Annotated in this window: 14 protein-coding genes and 1 pseudogene; 9 read left to right on the forward strand and 6 right to left on the reverse strand. The window is 58.5% G+C overall.

Going from position 1 to position 22,012, the window contains the following annotated elements; genetic code table 11:
• Positions 1-77 precede the first annotated feature (77 nt).
• Complete coding sequence (locus EIC84_RS22855) at positions 78-1,097, forward strand: patatin-like phospholipase family protein (protein WP_003063327.1); 1,020 nt, start codon at positions 78-80, stop codon at positions 1,095-1,097.
• Positions 1,098-1,398: 301 nt separating this feature from the next.
• The gene (locus EIC84_RS22860; protein ID WP_003063324.1) at positions 1,399-3,825 is read left to right on the forward strand and encodes an AI-2E family transporter; all 2,427 of its coding nucleotides are present in this window, start codon (positions 1,399-1,401) and stop codon (positions 3,823-3,825) included.
• 17 nt (positions 3,826-3,842) lie between these two features.
• On the opposite strand, the gene EIC84_RS22865 is transcribed toward EIC84_RS22860, so the two are convergent.
• Together EIC84_RS22865 and EIC84_RS26390 are read right to left on the reverse strand one after the other, a co-directional pair.
• Positions 3,843-4,979: an iron-containing alcohol dehydrogenase gene (locus EIC84_RS22865; RefSeq protein ID WP_003063321.1), complete on the reverse strand. Its 1,137-nt coding sequence runs from the start codon at positions 4,977-4,979 to the stop codon at positions 3,843-3,845.
• Between the two features lie 598 nt (positions 4,980-5,577).
• Positions 5,578-6,558: a GlxA family transcriptional regulator gene (locus EIC84_RS26390; RefSeq protein ID WP_034361643.1), complete on the reverse strand. Its 981-nt coding sequence runs from the start codon at positions 6,556-6,558 to the stop codon at positions 5,578-5,580.
• Positions 6,559-6,646: 88 nt separating this feature from the next.
• Here EIC84_RS26390 and EIC84_RS22875 point away from each other — a divergent pair, with 88 nt between their 5' ends.
• Entirely contained in the window at positions 6,647-7,456 is an 810-nt protein-coding gene (locus EIC84_RS22875; RefSeq protein ID WP_003063315.1) for an MBL fold metallo-hydrolase, read from the forward strand.
• A 149-nt stretch (positions 7,457-7,605) separates the two neighbouring features.
• Here EIC84_RS22875 and EIC84_RS22880 read toward each other — a convergent pair whose 3' ends face one another.
• Entirely contained in the window at positions 7,606-9,762 is a 2,157-nt protein-coding gene (locus EIC84_RS22880; RefSeq protein ID WP_237704419.1) for a sensor histidine kinase, read from the reverse strand.
• A gap of 164 nt (positions 9,763-9,926) precedes the next feature.
• Positions 9,927-10,757, reverse strand: coding sequence for a helix-turn-helix domain-containing protein (locus EIC84_RS22885; RefSeq protein WP_003063310.1), 831 nt, complete (start codon positions 10,755-10,757; stop codon positions 9,927-9,929).
• A 363-nt stretch (positions 10,758-11,120) separates the two neighbouring features.
• Here EIC84_RS22885 and EIC84_RS22890 point away from each other — a divergent pair.
• The 6 genes and pseudogenes from EIC84_RS22890 to bamE form a co-directional block, all read left to right on the forward strand.
• A pseudogene (locus tag EIC84_RS22890) lies at positions 11,121-12,479 on the forward strand (Ig-like domain-containing protein); the annotation flags it as partial.
• Positions 12,480-12,709: 230 nt separating this feature from the next.
• Positions 12,710-14,848 carry a VWA domain-containing protein gene (locus tag EIC84_RS26580; protein WP_134737343.1) on the forward strand — a complete coding sequence of 713 codons (2,139 nt, stop codon included), beginning with the start codon at positions 12,710-12,712 and terminating at the stop codon, positions 14,846-14,848.
• Positions 14,849-15,067: 219 nt separating this feature from the next.
• On the forward strand, positions 15,068-16,468 hold the full coding sequence (locus EIC84_RS22900; protein WP_003069848.1) for a TolC family outer membrane protein: 1,401 nt from the start codon (positions 15,068-15,070) through the stop codon (positions 16,466-16,468).
• Positions 16,465-18,732 (forward strand): type I secretion system permease/ATPase, encoded by a 2,268-nt coding sequence (locus EIC84_RS22905; RefSeq protein WP_003069850.1) that lies wholly within the window; start codon positions 16,465-16,467, stop codon positions 18,730-18,732. Before EIC84_RS22900 ends, EIC84_RS22905 begins: the two co-directional genes overlap by 4 nt.
• Positions 18,733-18,809: 77 nt before the next feature.
• Positions 18,810-20,018 carry an HlyD family efflux transporter periplasmic adaptor subunit gene (locus EIC84_RS22910; RefSeq protein ID WP_050789008.1) on the forward strand — a complete coding sequence of 403 codons (1,209 nt, stop codon included), beginning with the start codon at positions 18,810-18,812 and terminating at the stop codon, positions 20,016-20,018.
• A gap of 44 nt (positions 20,019-20,062) precedes the next feature.
• Positions 20,063-20,503: an outer membrane protein assembly factor BamE gene (bamE, locus tag EIC84_RS22915; RefSeq protein WP_100086435.1), complete on the forward strand. Its 441-nt coding sequence runs from the start codon at positions 20,063-20,065 to the stop codon at positions 20,501-20,503.
• A 497-nt stretch (positions 20,504-21,000) separates the two neighbouring features.
• Here the strand turns inward: bamE and EIC84_RS22920 are convergent, their stop codons facing one another.
• A complete protein-coding gene (locus EIC84_RS22920) occupies positions 21,001-21,345 on the reverse strand; it encodes a DUF4148 domain-containing protein (RefSeq protein WP_080554245.1) in 345 nt (114 codons plus the stop codon).
• Positions 21,346-21,623: 278 nt separating this feature from the next.
• A partial coding sequence (locus tag EIC84_RS22925) for a porin (RefSeq protein ID WP_134737344.1) occupies positions 21,624-22,012 on the reverse strand: 389 nt, incomplete at its 5' end.

Genomic DNA, 22,012 nt, shown 5'->3' on the forward strand with positions numbered 1-22,012 from the left:
CATCCACAAGAGCATTGCGAATCTATGCCGGTCTCAAGGCGCGGCAATCTATAGAGCGGCGGGGCTTGCAGCCGGATATGGTCAGAGCCATACCGGCGGCGGCAGGCGGTCCCAAGGGCTTGATTCTCGGACCTCTGGATCGCTTCATCTTTGGACAGTGGTTGCAGGCCAGCGCACAGCCGGTGGATCTGATTGGAGCCTCCATTGGTGCCTGGCGCATGGCGACGGCTTGCCTGGACGCACCAGTGGAAGCCTTTGAGCGACTGGAGCGTGACTATATTGCACAGCGCTTCGATCCCCCCGAAGGGCAGAGGCGCACGCCGTCATCGCTGGTCAGTGAGCGGTTTGCGCAGTCGCTGCAGGATTTTTACGGGGGGCGCGTGGGTGAGGTTCTGGCGAATCCGCGCTATAGGCTGCATGTGATCGCCGCCCGCGGGCGTGGCCTGCTGTCACGAGCATCGCCCTGGCGCACTCCATTGGGCTATGCGGCCGCGTTTGCAGGCAATGCATTGCATCGGTCGGCATTGGGCTGCTTGCTGGAGCGGGTGATCTTTTCCTCTTCTGCAAGCGATGCCGTGCATGCTCTTCCCTTTGGTGTTGAGGACATTCGGTCTGCGCAGACCCGGCTGACGGAGAGTAATTTCATGGATGCCTTGCGAGCCAGTTGCTCCATCCCTTTCGTGCTGGATGCCGTGCAAGACATTTCAGATGCTCCCAAGGGGGCCTACTGGGATGGCGGCATTACCGACTATCACATGCATCTGGATTATCTGGCCTCTCGTAACGGCGATGGGGTGGTGCTATATCCTCATTTCCAGAAGGCGGTGATTCCTGGATGGCTGGACAAGGGGCTGAAATGGCGTCATGGACCGAGTTCGTATCTGGACTCGATGATTGTGCTGGCCCCTGATCCCGCCTGGGTGGCTTGCCTGCCAAACGCCAAGTTGCCGGATCGGCACGATTTTCTGAGCTATGGCACAGACCATGATGCGCGCGCCAAGGCCTGGAATGCCGCGGCGGCGGCCAGCCGGCAACTGGCCGATGAGTTTGCTCAGTGGCTGCATGCACCTGATCCGGGTCGGGTCGAGGCTCTATAGCGCTTTTTTGCAATTTACGACAAAGCCTGACAGCAGAGGGGGGGCAGAGCCAGTTGGAATTCTGGATGAGCGCACTTTGTCTCAGAAAATCATAGACAACAGTCCATCAAGGATGCCAATGTCAGAGAACCGAAACGAGAATTCCCCGTCCGATGAGTCGTCTGCAATCCCCGAGGTCAACTTTGGCGCGGTTGCGCCAACCAAGCCGTATGCGGGGGCACCGGTCGAAATCGAGACTTTCTCGCGAGAGGCGGGTTCGGCCGGAGAGGGCCGGCAGCCAGCTCCCGGTTTGTGGGAGGGCATGGACAGACGAGCCAGGGCCAACGTGGCTCCGGGGCTTGTGCATCTGGCAGAAATGCTGCCGGCCCTGCGTTTGCTCATCGGGCTGATGATCGCTTCCATCGTGATTCTTGCCCTCTATTTCGGGCGGGACATGCTGATTCCACTGGCCCTGGCAATGCTGTTCGGCTTCTTGCTCGACCCTGCTGTCAGCAAGCTCAAGCGCTGGGGGCTGCCGCGAATGGCTTCGGCCATTGTGGTCGTGGCTTTTTCTCTGGCAGCACTCGGCGGCTTGGGCATGTATCTGGGTAGTCAGGTGCAGCAACTCAGTGCCGATCTGCCGACCTATCAATCGACGATTCGCGACAAATTGCGCAGCCTGCGCAAGAGCGCAAACATGCCCAGCGCCTGGGATGGCGTTTTCAAGACCTACAACACCGTTGAGAAAGAGATTGCCAGCGTGGACAGCGCCAGGGCGCGGGTGCAGAAAGTGGAGGTTCAGCCTCCCGAATCCAAGCCCACTACACGGATGCTGCAGTGGCTGGGGCGTATTGCCGAGCCGGTGACGACCGCAGGCATCGTGTTGCTGTTTGTCATATTGATTCTGCTTGACAGGGACGAGCTGAGGGATCGGTTGCTTAGGCTGGTGGGGGGCAACCTCAATGTGGCCACCGATGCGCTGGATGAGGCCTCGCAGCGCATTGGCAAATATCTGCGCATGCAGTTCATCGTCAACGTCAGCTATGGCGTGCCACTCGCCATGGGCTTGTTGCTCATTGGTGTGCCAGGGGCAATTCTCTGGGGGGTGCTGGGCGCCATCATGCGATTTGTGCCTTATGTGGGCCCGATGATGTCTGCGGTATTTCCGCTGGCGCTGGCCTTTGCGGTCGATCCCAGTTGGGATATGTTTTTGATGACTCTGGGCCTGATTCTGCTGCTGGAGCTGATCAGCAACAATGTGATCGAGCCGTGGCTATATGGCTCAAGTACAGGTTTGTCGACCTTGTCAATCATTGTTGCCGCAACCTTCTGGACAGCGCTTTGGGGGCCGATCGGCCTGATTCTTTCCACACCTTTGACGGTGTGCCTGCTGGTGCTGGGGCGCTACATCCCTTCGCTCAAATTCATGGAGGTATTGCTGGGCAGCGAGCCTGTGCTCGGGCCGCAGCAACGGCTGTACCAGCGTCTGCTGGCCGATGACGCTGATGATGCCATCAGCATGGCCGTACAGTCCGTGGAGGAGCGTCTGCTCTCGAAGCCCAACCAGGATGACAGAGCCAGTGCCGTCAGCGGGTTTTATGATGAGGTTGCCATTCCTGCTCTGCGTATTGCAACCCAGCAGCATTTGGAGTCGGCAACGGCCGAACATCGCTTGCGTCTGTCCAATGGCATGGCAGCCTTGCTTGATGAGTTGCAGGACCAATATGCATTCAGAAGCAGTGGCGAGCATGCCCAGGCGGCTCCCGGTGAAGGTGATCAGCGTCGATGCCTGCGCATTCATTGCGCGGGTGTGCGCTGGGAGGTGGATGCCCTGGGCGCAGCCATGGTGGCCCATGCAGAGAGTTTGCATGGTCATGAGGTTAGCTGCTCCGGATGGGCACTTGCCCCGGACTCGAAGTCCTTGCAGTTTGATGCCAATGGCTTGTTGGCGGATCGCGAGTGGGTTCAGGCCGTGAAGCAATCGGATCTATTGGTGCTGTCGATCTTCAATCACCAGCCACAAAGCATGGCGAGACGCATCGTGCGGCGCATTCGCCGCCATTGGCCGGGTGCACGAGTGGTGCTGTGCCTGTGGAATGCTCCAGCCGTGGCAGCTGACCCCGAGTTTGCCCGACAGACAGGAGCGCAGGCCTGCGTTACCAGTCTGCGTGAGTTGCATCTGTGGGTAGAGGCCATGCAGGTTGGAGATCCCGGCGAGTGTGTGATTGCTGCTCCGATTCCCGATGACGATGAGCAGCGCGTCAAAATGCTGCATGAAAGCGGAGTGCTGGCTCCAGCATTGACAGCGCTATATCGCGATACGGCCAAGAAGGCCGTCAACGCTTTCAACACCAAGTGGGCTCAAGTTTCCTGGGTGGATGCTGAACGTGTCTTTGCGCCGGGCAGTCTGCTGCCGCTGTCAGCGCAGGAGGGCGCTCAACAAGGCGTCCCTCGTGATGGCACGGTGTGCTCCTATGTCGTGTATGAAGAAGAGGCCATTGTGGTCGGAGACTTGGCGCGAGACCCCCGATTTGCAAGCGACTCGGTGGTGCATAGCCTTAAGCTGCGCTTTTACGCGGGTGTGCCTCTGGTGGACAAAAAAGGCAATGTGCTGGGCTGCCTTTCCATACTTGATGACGAGCCTCGAAACATGTCCGACGATGAGCTCGAGGTGCTCAGCAGCATGGCGAGGCAATTGATGGACGATGTGCGCGAAGCGCTCAAGCAGAGCCCTGTCGTTGAGGCTTGAGCACTGTGTGCAGTCTGTCAGAGCGAGGTGCTGAGCATCTGCTCATAGTCCTGTGCGGATGCCAGCCGTGGATTGGTGGCGTGGCAGTGGTCCTTGAGTGCACCGCTGATGATTGCATCAAACTGCGCGCGCTCCACGCCCATGGCAGCCAGACCCGATGGTAGGTTCAGGCGGGCATTCATATCTCGAATCGCGTCGGGGATATCGCTTCCGCTGCTGAGACCCATGGCATGTGCCATGCGGTTGAGGCGGTCCTCGCGCTGAACGCTTTCGGCTTCGGCATTGAAGCGCACGACTGCGGGCAGGAACATGGCGTTGAGCGTGCCATGGTGCAGGCGCGGGTTGATGCCGCCCAGGCTGTGACTGAGGCTATGCACGCAGCCCAGCCCTTTCTGAAAAGCCATGGCCCCTTGCATGCTTGCGCTCATCAATTGGCGGCGGGCTTCCGCGTCGTTGCCATTGAGCATGGCCCGCTCGATATGCGCCCAGCCCCGGGTCAGCCCGTCCAGGCCAATGCCGTCAGCTGGTGGATTGAAGGCCGAGGCCATAAAGGTTTCCATGCAATGGGCTATGGCATCCATGCCGGTTGCTGCCGTCAGCATGGGGGGGAGGCCGAAGGTGAGCTCGGGGTCGCAGATGGCAGCCTTGGGCACCAGATGCCAGCTGTGAAAACCCAGTTTGCGATGGTCGTCCACGATGATGATGGCGCCACGCGCTACCTCGCTGCCTGTGCCGCTGGTGGTGGGGACGGCAATCAGCGGTGCAACTCGCTCCGTAATACGAGGCGAGCCGCCTTCAATCGTCGCGTAGTACGAGAGCGGGCCTTCATGCGTAGCTGCAATTGCCACGCCTTTGGCGCAGTCAATGGCACTGCCTCCGCCCACAGCGATCAATCCATCGCAGTTCTGGGATTTGTAGATTTCAGCCGCAGCGCGCACTGCCGCTTCGGTGGGGTTGGAAGGAGTCTGGTCAAATACTGCATGGGGCAGGCCACCCAGTGCATTTATGGCTTTTTGCAAGATTCCTGCCGCCTTGACGCCGGGGTCGGTCACGATCAGCGGCTTGCTGATACCGACACGCTCGCATTCCTGGCGCAGCATTTGAACGGCGCCAAAGTCAAACTGGATCTGAGTCACGTAATTGATGAAGGCCATGTTCTGTTTGCTCAGTAAAAAGGGAGTCTTGGCAATCTAGAAGCCTAGAAGCCGAATGCGGCCACGCAAAGACAGCAAACCCTAGGGGGGTGGAAAAAATCGTCTCCCAGGGGACAGGGGACAGGGGACTGGGCAGAGTCGATCACGCCATCCCCTTCGATGCCAACCTGAAGCACTGATGTTTCATGCCTTCATGGCAAGACAATCCGTTAACAAAGAACTGTGGCGATGGCTGCAGCCCTAATTCCAGCCTTCGCACGTTTGCCAAAGGCGGCGTACGTAAGCTCTTTGTGAGCGATGAAACAGCTCTCGACGGCATCCTGTTTGTGCCGTAAACAGGCGTTCCTTTGGAGGATATCCCTCAGGCCTAGGGCTATGGCAGGAGTATGACTAGCGAGCGGTGTCTGGCAGAAACTGCAGCTGGCGATGCTGGTGTGCGGGAGTTATGCAAAGGTTTCCTAGGCGAGCCACATGCGTGGCACCAACGCAAGCAGTCGCTGAGTCGCAATTCAAGTTGAGCGTCAGTGGTCGAGCTCAGTCGGTCATAGCCAGCAGAAGCAGACTGGTCGGCCGTGCCCAGTTCAATCGGAGCGGACATTCAGGCATGGACCGTACGATACGCCACAGGCGTCATGCCGGTAGCTTGTCTGAAGGCCCGGATGAGGCTCGCCTCGCTGGCGAAGCCAAGTTCATCGACAATGCGTTTGAGCGGCTGTTGGGTTTCACATAGCGCTTCGGCCACTTGGCGCAGTTTGATGCGTCGCATCCACTGAGCTGCAGCCAGACCCGTGTGCTCATGCACTCGCCGAGCCAATGTTCGTGGAGAGATATGCAATTGGGCAGCAAGCGCCGGCAAGCGCAACTCGCCTGCGGGGCTGCGTTGCACAATCATCTGCGCATGACGTAGAGACTCATCAGTCAGAGTAATGAGTTCCAGACTGGCAAATGCGGCATGCAACACTGCCGGGCGTGGCAGCATTAGTAGATTTTGTAGATCGCGAAGCTCAGTGGGGTCTAGCCTCTTGGTCAACATGTGCTGCACGAGCGGCAGATATCCGTGAGCGCCGGCAGCCGTCCACGAGCCTTCGCCGATGATCATTGGCTCATCAAAGCTCCATTCAACGCGTGGAAAGCTGGTTTGCAATGACTCCCGCAGCCACCACGTTGCCGTTGCACGTTGCCCATGCAATCTCCCGCTCGCAGCAACTGGCAGAACTCCTGCGCAATAGCTCCACACCTGGGTTTCCTTGGGTAATTCCCGCAATGCTCGGATCACCGGAGCCAGTTTCTGCAATGGGGCTCGCAGGTCACTTGCAGACGATAGCCACAGACCTGGTACCACCACTGCGTCCGCGCGCACGGCATGTAGGCAGGTCTTCGGAGCTATCGATGGCCCTTGCCAGGTTGTGACTGGCGTTGTATCTACTCCTGCCCAGATCACGTCGCACACCATCCGCCTGGCGCGCAGGTTGGCGGCTCGCACCATGTCCGCTACAGAAAATAGGCCGGCCGGCATGCATTCGGGATACAGCAACAATGCGAGGCGGAATGGTTCCATTTGAGATGTGGAATCTGGCATGAATTGGTAATTAACTGACTAGTCTTGCCATTTTCCATGGAGAGGCATATCGGAAGAATGAGGCATTTCCTCCACCTCCAAGTCCTTCATGCAGATCACCCAGCTACGCAATGCCACTATCGTTCTAGAGTTTGAGGCCCAAGGCAAGGCCATTGGTCTGCTTGTCGACCCAATGCTCGCCCCTCGCGGAAGTCTGCCTGGGTTGCGTTATCTGGGACGTGGACGGCAGCGCAATCCAATCGTCGAACTTCCTGCGAATTCAGAGGCCGTGCTTGAGCGAGTTACGCATGCGCTCATTACCCATTGCCAGCGCGGACACTTCGATCACCTGGATCGCATCGGTAAGCGCTTTCTACGTGAGAGAAGGATCCCTGTGTTCTGCATGCCGCGTGATGCGGAGTATCTTTGCCAGCGGGGCCTCAATGCAGAGTCGTTGAGCGCTCAGGAGCGTCAGTTTTGGAGTCTTGGTGGCCACATTACTCCAATCCTCTGTGTACATGGGAAAGGGTGGGTCGGGCGACTCATGGAGCATGGTCACGGCTACCTGCTGGAATTGCCTGGCGAACCTAGTGTCTACCTGGCCGGCGACACTTTGCTTACTCCTGCAGTACGTGACTGCTTGCATAGGCTGAGACCCGATATCGCCATCCTGCCAGCAGGCGGAGCACGCTTCGATATGGGAGGAGAAATTCTTATGGATGCCAAAGATGTAATGGAAGCAGCGAGTTGCTGGCCTGGCGAGCTAGTGGTGAATCATCTTGAGGCTCTGGATCATTGTCCAGTCAAGCGAGAGGAAGTGCGAGATCTCGCTCAAGATGGGGGTGTCGCTGATCGAGTATGGGTGCCTGAAGATGGGCAGTGTCGTCGCTACAAAGTCAGTCTTGCCGCCATTGACTAGCAAGGGCACCTCCTGAGAGTAGGTGTCACGCGCGTGTAACGTGAGAAGTTCGATGTATGGCCGCTTGGAACTGTGCAGGACAGACCGTCTCTAGGAGCATAGATCAGACTATGGGTACACCAGCTTCCTGGAAGGCCGACAAGCAGCCTTTATGAAGAATCGCTGTTCAAACTCCGCAATGGAGCAGTGCGTGCAATATTGCTGATTTGCTCAAAATCCAATTCATCCAGCGCATGCCTGACCGCACTGACCAGGCCTTGGTAGTCTGTACCGTTGTCCATGGCATCAATCCAGGCATGCAAATCGCTCCAGTTCCCCCGCCTTGCAAGCTGCTCCAATTCGTACTTCTGCTCTTCTTGAAGAGCCTCCAGCTTCTGCATGGTCTTGTGCTCACAGTGTTTATCAGATGTGGGCAGAGGTATCAAAGCTTGGAAGAGAGGACTATCCGATACCTGTTTGACCATTAGAAAAAAAACTGCATTGGTACCGCGCCCTAGATGGCTATCAATAGATAGATGGCCGGTCATCTTCTCAATGATGCGTTGTGCGATCAGTAGCCCCAGTCCTCGTTTTGCATGAGTGCGACTGGCCGTCAGCGATTTTTGAATTCTGGCGAGTACTTCCGGCTCCATGCCGGAACCACTGTCGCTAACCTCAAAGCGAAGATGCCATTTGTCTCGGCCAACGTACTTACCTTGCAGCTTCAGGTCAATGCTTCCGTCGAATGTAAATTTCGCGGCGTTGGACAAGAGATTGAGTACAGCCTGTTGCAGGCGCTTGCCGTCCAAGTAGACATGTACGGGCAGCATGCTCTGTATTTTCAGTGAGAACTTATTGCGTTGACGATGGGCCAGCGCATGGGCGTACTTGGTGAGTTCATCCAGCAGAGAGCTTAGATCTACCAACTGCTCATTCAATGCCAAAGGAGGCTGCAACTCATCTTTGGCATAGTCCACCAGTTCGTCGATCAATGCCAATTGATAAGTAGCGCTTCTTTCAACTGCGGCCAGTTTATCTATGTCAACTTTGCTCGGGGACAGGTGCATCAGTTGTAGATAGGCAATGATCGCGGAGACTGGCGCTCGCAAATCATGACTGACATAGGCGAGCAGCTCCTTTTGCTCCAACGAACGTTGCTCAGCTTGTTCCAGAGCCTCTTTAAGAGCGCGAGTTTTGTACTTGACCTCATGCTCAAGGCGTTCTTGCTGCTGGCTTTGCCATTGGAGCAATGTGCGCTGTGCCTGGTGACGTTGGTGGGAATGCTGATAGGCCCAGCTGGTGATGACGAACAGACCGACCGTCAAGGCGGGCAGTACAAGCGCATATTGCTCGAAGAGCTGAACCAGCGCGATGTTTGGTATCAAGAGAGCAACGGCGCGCAGCAATGCACAGCATGCCAAGACAGATACGAGCAGCAAAGCTGTCAGGCTGCCAGGCCCTCCACTACGATGATAGATGTATGTGCAAGCCAGAATTGCTAGCAGACTCAGTGGTGCAACGATGATGCCAGTTGGGGCAAACCAGTCATAAGGCCCAAATAAAGCACCGATGAGAACAATGCTCTCTAAGAGGGCAACGACCTTGAGCAGGATTACTCCTGCTGAGGGTAGATAGTTCTGGGTTTTTTCTAATCGCGCACGCAGATATAGCAATATGCTCAGCACGATGCCAGCAACCAAAACGTGATGAGCTCGGTAGCCCCATTCTGTACTGCTGGGCCAAAGTATTGTCTGTGCATAGCCACGATAGGTAGCTTCATAGAGTGCGGTCAGCAACAGCCCCAGTGTTTGCCATCCCATCAAGGGAGATCGCAGAATTCTCCAGAGCGCCGCGGAATAGACTACGAACACCAGTATGCTGCCAATCAGAAGTCCGCTGAACAACGCATAGTCACGCTCCACCCTATGCCATTGATTCACTGTATGCAGCGTGACTTTCAACTTACTTGACGCGTGACTATTGACGTGAACAAGTACACGCACCTTCTCTCCTGGCGCGAGATTTATGGCGATCTGGGGTACTCGATTGAGCGACTCGTTTGGGTCGCTGATTCCCGCCAGGGTTCGACTTGCACGAACTTGACCTTCCTGTATGCGTACAACATAAAAAGTCACGTGTTGCAGCCAACTCACCCCCAAAGCCAGTTGCACTGATTGAGGGGTGTTTAGATCGTTGTGCAGTGCCAGCCTGAGCCACAGATGTGTCATATCGAATCGCCCTTCAAGCGCCTTGGCTGTAACGGTATGGAATCCGTCAATCTCATTGCTAGGAAGGGCTGCCACCTGTAGTGGTGCTTCGTTTGCCATACCTCGCTCCCAGACCTCGACTGTTTTGTCCAGGACCGGAAGGCCGAGAGCTACATCGCTGATCTGAATTCGAGGGGGCGCAGACGCTTCAAGTGCGCTCGCATTGATTGCCCACCATAGAAATATGCTGCAGAGCAGACGAACATAGCTCGATGTGCATTGCCTCATGGTTTTGGACTCATGTATGAGCGCCGAAAAGATGATGGGGTACACCCAAAATAGGAATGAAAGGCTGACGAGAAATTAGCAGCGCTGGAAAATCCTACTGCTGCCGCAACTTCCTCTATATGCATGGCAGAGCTAGCAAGCATGCGTTGAGCTTCGTGAAGGCGAGTCTCCCGGATGAACTTGTAAACCGTGCTGCCCGTGTGAGCCTGGAAGACGCGTGTTAAGCGCTTTTCATTGGTGCCTAATTTGGAGGCTAATTCAGGCAGAGTAGGAACCTTGGACAAATCGGAAAGCACCAACTGCTGGGCTGCTCGCAGCAACGTTAAATTGTGATCAATGCTCAGTGTTTCCGTTATTCGCTCAAGAGCGGGGACTGACGGTTGCGGATCTGGTAAAGCGCGAACATCTTGATATGGCATTCCTTGGCGTTTCGCCAAAGCCAAGTGGATTTCCACACGCGCTAAAACTTCATTGATGTCGAACGGCTTTGGGATGTAGTCCACAGCACCTAACTGCAACCCCATTAAACGCTCTTTGGGGGAGGCACAAGAAGTCACAAAGATCACGGGAATGCCTGCTGTGGACGGATCTGCCTTTAATAGTCTGCAGGCGGCAAATCCATCTACGCTGCCCATATTTACGTCCAATAGGATTAGTTCAAATTGCTGAGTAGTGGCACGGCGATAGCCCTGCATGGCGTCCATGGCGACCGAAAGGCGATAGCCATTACTTCGAAGCAGTTCCAGCAGGATTTTCAGTTCAGTCACGTTGTCGTCGATGACGAGGATTCGTTCACTCGAAGGGCCTGCAGGTGACCAGTAAGACACGGCAACAATCCGAAGTTAGATGGTTATTTTGAAAAACTATGGATTGTGAAGATGATTTTTAACGGCGTGTTACGTTTTGGAGCCGGGGCTCACGTAGATGCACCTAATCTGACGTTTGTTTACAAGTTTTTCCGAATTTCAAAAGCAAATTCCTGTTTTTAAACATTGCTGTGATTGGGTGAATGTCTGTTGAGAGCGAAATTGACATTTGTTTTGAATCGTTGTCTGGTAGGCAGATGGAATGTTCGCTTTTTCAAAAGCGTTCCAGATCGCTAACTCCTAGCATTCGCGAGCATTTGGCATTGAGCACCCCAAGGTAGAGGGTTCAGAACTTTGCCAAGGTTAGGAATCAAGGAGAAGTTCATGGAAGCCGTATACAAGTCTGGTGGAAAAGTCGCCTCTACAGAGCAAGGCCTGGTTTTAGATAAGCCTTCTGCAGTCATCCTCAAAGTTGCTCCGGAACAGATCGCCAAATCGACCCGTGTCGGTAATGATCTGGTGCTGACTTTGGTCGATGGAAAACAAATCTATGTGAACGGATTTTTCGCGCCATATGCAGAGGAAGGGCGCAACGATCTGGTCTTGGAAGATCAGCAGGGCGTGCTTTGGTGGGGCCAATATGGTGGGGCCTGGGAGGGCTTCGAGTTCACTGAGATCGAATCGAATGAGTCGGTTGCTGCGTGGCTGCCTTGGCTTGTGGGGTTGGGTCTGGGGGGGCTGGCCGTGTCGAGTGGCGGGAGCGGTGGAGGTGGCAAGAATGTCAACAATCCTCCGGAGCCCGTCGATCCCAATAAAGGGCTGAGCCCTGGTGCCCCGGGTCACGTGCCGGGGCAGGAGTTCAGCAATGGCGGTTACAAAGTCACTGTGCGCGAAGATCAGCCCTTCAATGGCAAGGTTGTGGGCAAGGATTCTGATGGTGATTCGTTGACCTACGGATTGGGCACACCGCCCGCTCATGGCACAGTGACCATCGACAAGAACACCGGCGAGTACACCTACACGCCCAACAAGGACTGGAGCGGTCCCGGCACGGACAGCTTCGAAGTGATCGTGGACGACGGCAAGGGCGGCAAGACCACCACTACAGTGACGGTCAATGTCGGAGCGGAGCAGGATGCGTACGACGACATCGAGGGCACCGGCTTTGGGAAGTCCGTCACCGTCGACGTGTTGGGCAATGACAAGTTCGCAGGCCACAACGTCACGATCACGCAGGTCAATGGCAAGGCCATCACCGAAGGCGGTGCAGCGGTGGCCCTGACCGACGGCAGCGGCAGCGTCAAGCTGGTGGGTGGCCAACTGGAGTTCACGCCCAAGGCGGGCTTTGTGGGTGACGCCAAGTTCAGCTACACAGCGCAGACCGATGGCGGCACGCCCGAGCAGGCCAATGTCACGGTGACCGTGGCAGCCAATCAGCTGCCTGAGCCGACCGACCCCAACGAAGGCCTGAACCCCGGCGATCCCGGCTATGTGCCGAACCAGAAGTTCGACCCGAGCACCGGCAACTATGAGCTGACCACGCCCGAGGACACACCGGTCAGCGGCAAGGTCGTGGGCACCGATGTGGACGGCGATACGCTGACCTACACCGAAGGCTCGCCGCCCCAGCATGGCACGGTGACCATTGACCCGAACACGGGCGAGTACACCTATACGCCCGGCAAGGACTACAACGGCAGCGACAGCTTCACCGTGGTGGTGGACGATGGACAGGGCGGCAAGGTCACCAGCACCGTGAACATCACGGTCACCCCGGTCAACGACGAGCCCGTGCCCGTGGACCCCAACGAAGGCCTGAACCCCGGCGATCCCGGCTATGTGCCGAACCAGAAGTTCGACCCGAGCACCGGCAACTATGAGCTGACCACGCCCGAGGACACACCGGTCAGCGGCAAGGTCGTGGGCACACCTATACGCCCGGCAAGGACTACAACGGCAGCGACAGCTTCACCGTGGTGGTGGACGATGGACAGGGCGGCAAGGTCACCAGCACCGTGAACATCACGGTCACCCCGGTCAACGACGAGCCCGTGTTCGTGAATCCGTCAGACGATACGCCGGTATTGGGCTACACCTTTGAGTACGACGAGAACAGTGTCGCAGGCAAGGTGCTGGGCCAGGTGAAGGCTACCGATATCGACAGCGATTCGGTGACATACAGCATTGACGACCCCAAAGGCTGGTATGCGATTGATGCGGTGACCGGCGAGATCACGCTGACGGCAGCTGGAGCTGCTTCGGATGCCAATGACTACGAGAAGGGGGGCAATGTCCAGCAGATCAAGGTGGTGGCGACTGATACCGAAGGTGGCAAGACCGAGATCACTGTCACGCTCAAGGAGCGGGATCTGAACGACAACGCGCCCGTGTGGACCAAGGACACTGCGGTTACTGTGTCGGAAGAGGGCTTGCTTGACGGCGCGCAGACGGACCCAGCGAATCCAAAACCGGCGGCGGTGACGGGCACGATCGAGATTACTGATCCGGATACCGTTGGCACCCAGACCGTGACGTTGTCGGCTCCAACCGAGCCGCTGACCTCTGGTGGGGTAGCAGTAGTCTGGACCGGCAGCGGCACGACTGACGACCCGCTGGTTGGCAAGGCTGGCGGCAAGGTGATTATTGAAGCCAGTATTGACAATGCTGGCCATTACACCGTGACGCTGAAGGGGCCTGTGGATCATCCGAAGGGCAATGGCGAGAACTCGCTGGAGCTGAACCTGAAGGTCACTGTCAGTGATGGTGTACATACGGACACCGGCAAGCTGACTGTGACTATTGGGGACGGTATTCCCGTGGCGGAGCCGACTGCGAGTGATTATGTTTTGCCTGGACAGGACAGTAATTTGCTGCTGATGCTTGATCTGTCGGGGAGCATGAACTGGGGACAGGAAAATAACAAAAACCCTGCTCCAGGCGAGAAATCTCGTTTGCAGATCATGAAGGAGGCCGTCAGCCTCATGCTCGACTCCTATGCTGCTCTGGGCGACGTGAAGGTACGGATCGTGACCTTCCAAAACACCGCCGCTCAGGCGCGACAAACGACATGGATTGACATTGCGACGGCTAAGTCGATTGTTAATGCCCTGACGGCCACTGGTGGTACGCCTTACAGCAAGGCGTTGGAGACCGCGATGCAGGCGTTCAATTCCGCAGGAAAGATTGATGGCGGCAAGAACATCGCTTACTTCCTGACGGATGGTGAGCCGACCGCTAGCTATGAGATTGATGCGGCGAGGGAAGCGCTCTGGAAGACATTCGTGGACGCTAATGAGATCAACTCCATGGCGTTTGGTATTGGCCCCGCTGCGCCGACGGGACCGATTGACCCTATTGCCTATGACGGTCGTGATGGAGGGAGTGAGGCAGGCGCCACCCCGGTGCCAGACATCAAGGATCTGCCCCCTATCCTGCGCGACTCGGTGGGCGTGAACACCAAAGGCAGTGTGACCAGCGGTGGATTGCTTGGCGAGTCGGAGTGGGGAGCTGATGGCGGCAGCGTGGATTCGATCACGGTCAATGGCCGCGTCTACCACGCCGATGGCACGGTGACCGGCGGTCCTTCGAATGGCACCTGGAACAGCACTACCCACACCTGGACCATTAATACCGAGGGTGCGAGCGGAGATGTCAACAAGGGAGGCAAGCTGGTCATCGATATGGATGACGGAAGCTACACCTATGTACCGCCGCTGATTGCCACGGGCAGCACGCATGTCGAACAAATCGGCTTTGTGCTGGTTGACGGGGACGGCGATAAGGCCGGTTCGGATCTGACCTTGACGGTCCATCCTGCAGGCACGGTATTGCCATCTCCGGCTCCGATGGCGTTTGCCATGAGCGCTGGCCTGGATCTGGAGCATCTCGATGCCCTGCATACGGATGCGGACGAGCCTGCCGCGCTGCCTGCGCTGCACGATGTGCTGCAGCCCCAAAGCGAGGTGGGCGAGGCTGGCGGCAACATCGCCTGCCTGGGTTCGGCAGATGCGCCTGCTGCACCCACAGCACCTGTAGCAGCGGCGCAGGACCTGGCCTTGTATATGCCAGCTCCGCTGCCCGAGGAGGAGCTGCACCAGTCGGTGCATGTTTGATGCTTCATCAAACCTGATAGCTGCTAGCGTCTGAGGTACGTCATTTCAAGTATGAGAAATGCTTGAAATGACGTGCTGCAAGCGCAGCAAGCTATGTAAACACTAGCAATCAGAAAACAAACAATCCGTGTCGCTGGCCTGGGTGCTGCGATGCAGAGCGGTGATCGCGGTGTAGCGCCGTGATACCAAGCTGTGAAACAGCGACAGAGATAGCGATAGATGGATATGTTGATCAAGTCCAAATTCCCTGTGCCTTGCATACGTCATGCCTCAGCAGTGGTCGCACTGGCCTGTGCCATGGGCGGAGCCCATGCGGCAGAGCCTGCGAGTCAAGCCACGCCAAGCCGGGCCGTGTCGGGCCAGACCATGGATATGCGTGCAGCGGTACAGGCGGCTGTGGCATGGCACCCTGCCGTGCGTACGGCGCAGGGGCAATTGCTGGGAGCGGACGAGGGCGTGGCTTCAGCACGCGCCGGCTACTACCCGCAGGTCAAGGGCGGGGTGGGGGCGCAGGTGAATAACCGGGATGTCTACCCCTATACCTCGCGACGTGTCTATGACGCCAGCGTTTCGGTGTCGCAGATGCTGTACGACTTTGGCAAGGTGGGCAGTGCCGTGAAGCAGGCCGAGGCCAGCATCGAGGTTGCCCAGGCACAGGTGTATCTGTCCACCGACGATGTGGCTCGTGAAGCCGCGCAAGCCTGGGTGGAGTTGCGTCGCCAGCAGTCCATGGCGGCGATTGCACAAGATCAGCTCAAGGGAGTGGGCGCGCTGGCCGAGCTGGCGCGTGAGCGTCAGGCCAAGGGCGCGAGCACCCGTTCGGATTTCATGCAGGCGCAGTCTCGCATGGATGGCGCGCGCGGCCAAGTGATCAATTACGAGGCGCAGGCGCGCCGTTGGCAAGCGCGGCTGATGGCTCTGACCGGGTTGCAGACCCCACCTACAGTGGGTGAGGCGAATGCAGAAAAAGGCGGGGTGCCCGATGCTCTGCCCCAGGCCTGCGCCGCCGCGCAGGTGCAGCCCACGGCAGCGGTGCGCCGGGCCCAGGGACAGCGGGCGCAGGCCCAGGCCGAATTGAAGGCAGCAGATGCGCAACTCATGCCGACGCTGTCGGTGGATGGCTCGGCCTCGCGCGGGTTGAACGCTGCCTCGCGTCCGGCAGGTTATCCGGATGTGGACATGCGCGTGATGTTCAATGTCTCAGCACCGCTGTTCGAAGGCGGGCGCAACCAGGCACGCCAGCGCGCGGCCGGCCACGCGCTGGAGGCCGCCGACGCAGCAGTGGCCAACGCCGAGTTCCAGGCGCGTCAGTCGCTGCGCGATGCGCAGGACCAGAGCCTGGGTCTGCTGGAGCGTCAGCCAGTGGTTGACCAGCGTATCGCCAGCATCCGCATCACGCGCGATCTATACCGTGAGCAATATCTGCAACTGGGTACACGCTCGCTGCTGGATCTGCTCAACGCCGAACAGGAATACCACAGCGCGCGCTTCGAGCAGGTGGATAGCTCCCATGACCTGCAGCGGCTGGCTGTGGAGTGTTGGTACCAGAGCGGGAGGTTGGCCGATGAGTTCGCGCTGGATACCCGGCTGCGTGACCGGGGCCAGGGAGTGATGCGATGAACGACGCGATGAACCAGATAGCTGCTGAGCAGGCAAGCTCCAAACAATTGCCGCCATTGATGCAGAGCTGGCTGGACGCCGTGCTGGCAGTGGCTGCGCATTACCAGATCGATACCTCGCGCGAGCGTCTGCGTGTGGATGCGGCCTGGGCGGCTGATGGCATGTCTAGCGAGGATTTGCGCCATTGCATACGCCAGATGGCCCAGCAGGCGGGTCTTGCCTTGATCAAGGTGGCTCCGGACCTGACGCGGTTGACTGCATGGCGTCTACCCGTGGCTGTACAGCTGCGCGGCGGGCAGGTAGCGGTAGTCACCGCCCTGACCGAAGGCGGCTTGCGCCTGCTGCTCAGCGGCGATGAGGGCGGCGAGAGCACGCACACGCTGGCCGAGCTGCAGCCCGAGGTGGAGGCCATGGTGGTGCTGCGTCCGTTGCGGTCGGCTCCCGATTCACGCGTGGACAGCTACCTGCGCCCTGTGGAGCGTCACTGGCTGCGCGACATCGTGTTTGCCGATCTGCGACCTTATGGCCATATTCTGCTGGCTTCGTTCATCACCAATCTGATGGCCTTGGGCGGCATTCTGTTTTCCATGCAGGTCTATGACCGCGTGGTGCCGTCCCAGTCCGAGCCTACGCTGTATGTGCTGTTCGGCGGTGTGCTGCTGTCCATTGCGTTTGCCTGGGCCATGCGCGCTGCGCGCATGCACATTACCGACATGCTGGGCAAGCGGGCAGACCTGCGCATTTCGGACCGCGTCTTCGGCCATGCGCTGAGAGTTAAGAACAGCGCCCGCCCGCGCGCCACAGGAACCTTTGTGGCCCAGATCCGCGAGCTGGAGCCGGTGCGGGAGATGCTGACGTCCACCACCGCAGCGGCCGTGGCCGACCTGCCGTTCTTTGTCCTGTTCTGCTTCATCTTCTGGATGATTGCGGGCTCGCTGGTGTGGGTGCCTCTGGCGGCCTTTGTGCTTCTGCTGGCGCCCAGCCTGCTCGCGCAAAAGCGCCTGCGCAACCTGGCCCAGGCCAGCATGCGCGAATCGGCGCTGCGCAACGCCATGCTGGTGGAGACGGTGCAGGGCATTGAAGACATCAAGCTGTTGCAGGCCGAGCCGCGCTTTCAGAACCAGTGGAACCACTACAACGCCGTGAATGCCGAGTCGGGACTGAAGCTGCGGGCGTTGCTGCATCACCTGAGCAACTGGATGCAGACGGTGCAGGGCAGTGCTTTCGCCTTTGTCGTGTTCTTTGGCGCTCCCCAGGTGATGCGCGGCGAGATGAGCACCGGCGTGCTGGTGGCGTCCTCTATTCTGGTCAGCCGCATGCTGGCGCCCTTGTCCAGCGTGACCGGTGTGCTCAATCGCTGGCAGCAGGCCAGGATGGCCAGTGACGGCTTGGACCAACTCATGCACCTGCCTGTGGACCACGCCGAGGACGGCAGCCGCGTCCACCGCCCTGTCATCGAGGGGCGCTACGACTTCAGCGAAGCCGTGTTCAGCTACGACGGCAAGACTCCGGCACTGCAGGTCAAGAAGCTGCAGATCTCAGCCGGTGAGCGCATCGCTATCCTGGGCCGCAACGGGGCGGGCAAGTCGACGCTGCTGCAGGCGTTGTCGGGCCTGACCGAGCCTGTGAGCGGGCGCCTGCTGTTGGACGATGTGGCTCTGGCCCACATAGATCCGGCCGACGTGCGCCGCGATATAGGCCTGCTGACGCAGAATGCCCGCCTGTTCTACGGTTCGTTGCGCGAGAACCTGCTGTTGGGCGCTCCTCATGCCAGCGATGTGGAACTGATGACCGCGCTGCTGGACGCTGGCGCCTGGTCCTTCGTGCAGACACTGCCAACGGGGCTGGATCACATGGTCATGGAAGGGGGCTTGGGCTTGTCGGGTGGGCAGCGCCAGAGCCTGTTGCTGGCGCGCTTGCTGTTGCGCCAGCCACGAGTGCTGCTGCTGGATGAGCCTACGGCAGCGCTGGACGATGTGGCCGAACGCGATGTGATCGCCCGGTTGCGCAAGCTTGCACCAGGGCGCACTCTGGTCGTGGCCACGCACCGGCCCGCTGTGTTGCAGGCGGTGGACAAGATCATTGTGGTGGACAAGGGCCAGGTGGTGTTGCAGGGTGCGCGCGATGAGGTGCTCAAGCGCCTGAATGGCGGTGTCCAACCGGCAGCCCCGCAGCAGAATGTTCGCGTCATGCAGAGCGGGCGCATGAAGGTCGCGGTGCAGCCGGTGAAAAGGCTGGCCTCTGCAGAGGAGGGGCAGGAATGACGGAGACAGCAGTGCCCGGTGATACATCGAAGGCCACATCTACAACAACATCCGCGATGACTGCTGAGTCCGCGCCCATGCTTTCACCCATGCCCGAGCCTGCGCGTCGGCGCGCGGCCATGCCGGCCATAGGCGACTTCGACGAGGTACGCGCAAGCCACTCGGATCGCGTGGTGTGGCTGGTCACGGCCTTTGTGCTGGCCTTTCTGGCCTGGGCCTGGTTCTTCGAGATCGACGAAGTTTCCAACGGCGGTGGCAAGGTGATTCCATCCTCGCGCGAGCAGCGCATCCAGTCTCTGGAGGGCGGTATTCTGGCCGAGTTGCTGGTGCGCGAGGGCGATATCGTGGAGAAGGGTCAGGTGCTGGCCAAGCTGGAACCTACGCGTGGTGAATCCAGTGTGGAGGAGACGGCGGCCCGCTACCGCGCAGCCTTGGCCGCCAGCGTACGTCTGCGCGCAGAGGTTGAAGGGCGCGACAACCTGCAGTTTCCTCAGGAGCTGGATGGTCATGCACAGCTCAAGGCTTCGGAGAGCGCGCTGTTCCGTTCACGCCGCGCGGCGTTGAGCGATACAGTGGCTGGTCTGAACCAGGCGCTGGCATTGGTGCGCAAGGAACTGGGCATCACCCAGTCGCTGCAAGCCAGCGGTGCTGCCAGCAGCGTCGAACTCATCCGCTTGCAGCGCCAGGGAGCAGAACTGGAGCTGAAGATCGCCGAGGCCCGTTCTGGCTACATGGTGCGCAGCCGCGAAGAACTTGCCAAGGCTGATGCGGAGGCGAAGTCCCTGTCTTCAGTGGTGCGTGGGCGTGCGGATTCACTGGATCGCCTGACACTGCAGTCGCCTGTGCGAGGCGTGGTCAAGAGCTTGCAGGTCACTACCATCGGCGGCGTGGTGCCGCCCAACGGCCTGCTGATGGCCTTGGTACCTCTCGATGATCAATTGCTAGTGGAAGCCCATATCTCCCCGCGCGACATTGCCTTCATTCGCCCCGGACAGGAGGCTCTGGTCAAGGTGACGGCCTACGACTACGCGGTCTATGGCGGCCTCAAGGGCCAGGTGGTGACGATTGCCCCGGATACCCAGCGCGACGAGGTCAAGCCCGAAATTGTCTATTACCCGGTTCTGGTGCGCACCGACTCGGATGTGCTTGTGAACAAGGCCGGCCAGCGCATGCCCATTGTGCCGGGCATGGTGGCAGCCACCGATATCCGCACGGGCCGCAAGACCGTCTGGGACTATTTGACCAAGCCGCTGAACAAGGCGCGCGAGGCCTTGCGTGAGCGCTGAAGCCCTGCAGCGCGTGACTTTCGATTTTGATGAAAGAGGATGCCATGAGCATGTTTGAATCTACCTTCCGCCTTTCCACTCTGGTACTGGCTGCGGCCGCTTGCTTCGCCATGCCGGCCGTGGCTCGTGACAATCCGGAGGATGCTGTCAGCAATCCCGACACGCTGCAGTATTCCGACGTCAATATGCGCTATGCCGACATGAAGAAGGACTTCGTCCGCGACGGCGTGCTGGCAGAGCAGCTCGAGGGTATTCGCGCCATCCAGCCTGGCATGGCCCAGGACAAGGTGAAGCAGACATTGGGCGCGCCTCTGACGCAAACTACAGGCCAGAGAGGCCAAGAGTGGGACTACAACTTCAAGCTCCGTCAAGCGCAATCCGGTAACCTGCTGGTGTGCCAGTACAAAGTGGTGTTCGATGAGGCCGGAGCCGTACGCGAGTCTGTCTGGCGCCGCCGACAATGCCAGCAACTGATGCAGCGCTGAGGCGCTGTTGGAACGCTTCCAACTCCGTCAACATTTGTGTAGTGGTGTCTGGCCGGTGGCCATATATCCAGCTCTATGTGTGAGCGAGCACGGTCACTCAATAAGCATCAGCGAAGCCAAGTACTTCATCTGTACGGCGCGCTGCAGAGCCAAGGCTGATGACTGCGGGATCTATCGTTCTGCGACGTCGGCAGAGGCGCTCAAGCGCGTGATCACCGGTATCCGGAGCATGTGAACTGCGCTTTGCCAATTGAAGGGCACTGTCTGTTGCTCGCCCGCCCCTCTGTCGGTTGGTCTTCAAGAACGGCTCAGGAGGCGGCGTCTGTGGGGGCGATGATCAATTGAAGGAAGCGGATAAAGGCTTGGATTGGGTGATGCCAGAAATCCAAGCATTGACCATCGCAACTCGGCCGGCAGCATGGGGCAGTTGCTGCCGGTGGCCAGATCAAGCATGCCGGTCAAGGAAGACCGGCGCTCCAACAAGGCCTCTATAGGTCTCAGCGAGCGATGGACTGCATACGAGTTTCCCGTGCTGCTGGAGATTCGCGCAGCAATTCGTTAATCACTTCTTCGCGTGTTTTGCCGGGACCTGCAGGGGGTGCAAAGTTGGGGAAACTGCTTTCTCCATACGACAGGCGACCGTTCTTCATCGCATCTGCAGTTTCGGCCCTGACTTGATCACGCGTCTTCTGGCTCACGAAATGTTCGGGGTGAATAGTCACGCCTTGCTCGTTATTGGCTGGGTGTTCATAGGCTGCCGAAGCCATCCTCGGCATGGCTAGTACAGCTACTGCTGCTGCGCTTGCAAATACGGACGCGATGGAGAGACGACGTTGAGACATGGTGGGAGCTCCTAAGAAAGTCGGTGAAACACAATCTCCCAGGCCTTGATAGAGGTAAGGAGGAGATGTGTGGATCTTAGAAATCCGACCCCAACAGAAGCGGGACAGCGCGGTGACATTGTTGTCAGCTTCTTCTCATGCCGACCTGGACTGCCCTTGGGCAAGTAGATATGTCCGGTCTATGTTGTTGAACGAGCCCCGCTTGGGGGACTGTCACTTCTTCTGAAAAGCGGGTGCAGGCCACCAGGCTACCCGCACCCGCTGTATTGGCTCCGGCTTTAGAACGTATGGCGCAGACCCATGCCAAAGCCAGTCTGGTTGACGCCTGGCAACGGTGTTCCACCAGCTTGAGCGCTGCTTGCTCCAAAGGCCGCATTGCCGCTGTTCTTCATATAGCCCAGCGAGGCATAGGCCGCAGTGCGCTTGGACAGGTTGTAAGTACCGCGCAGTACCAGCAACTGACCCTTGTCCGCGTTGTCCTTGTACTTGAGCTGGTTGTACTGGGCGTCCACGCTCCATTGCCCAATGGGGTAGGTCACGCCCACAAACCACAGGTCGTTGCGCGGCGATGCGATATAGCCGTCATTCTTGCGGCGCATATAGCCACCACCAATCTTGGCGCCACCAAGCTTCACATAGCCGTTGAGCATGGTGCGCTTGTCGATTT

It is taken from the genome of Comamonas sp. A23 (assembly GCF_004522605.1).
Lineage (GTDB): Bacteria > Pseudomonadota > Gammaproteobacteria > Burkholderiales > Burkholderiaceae_C > Comamonas > Comamonas thiooxydans.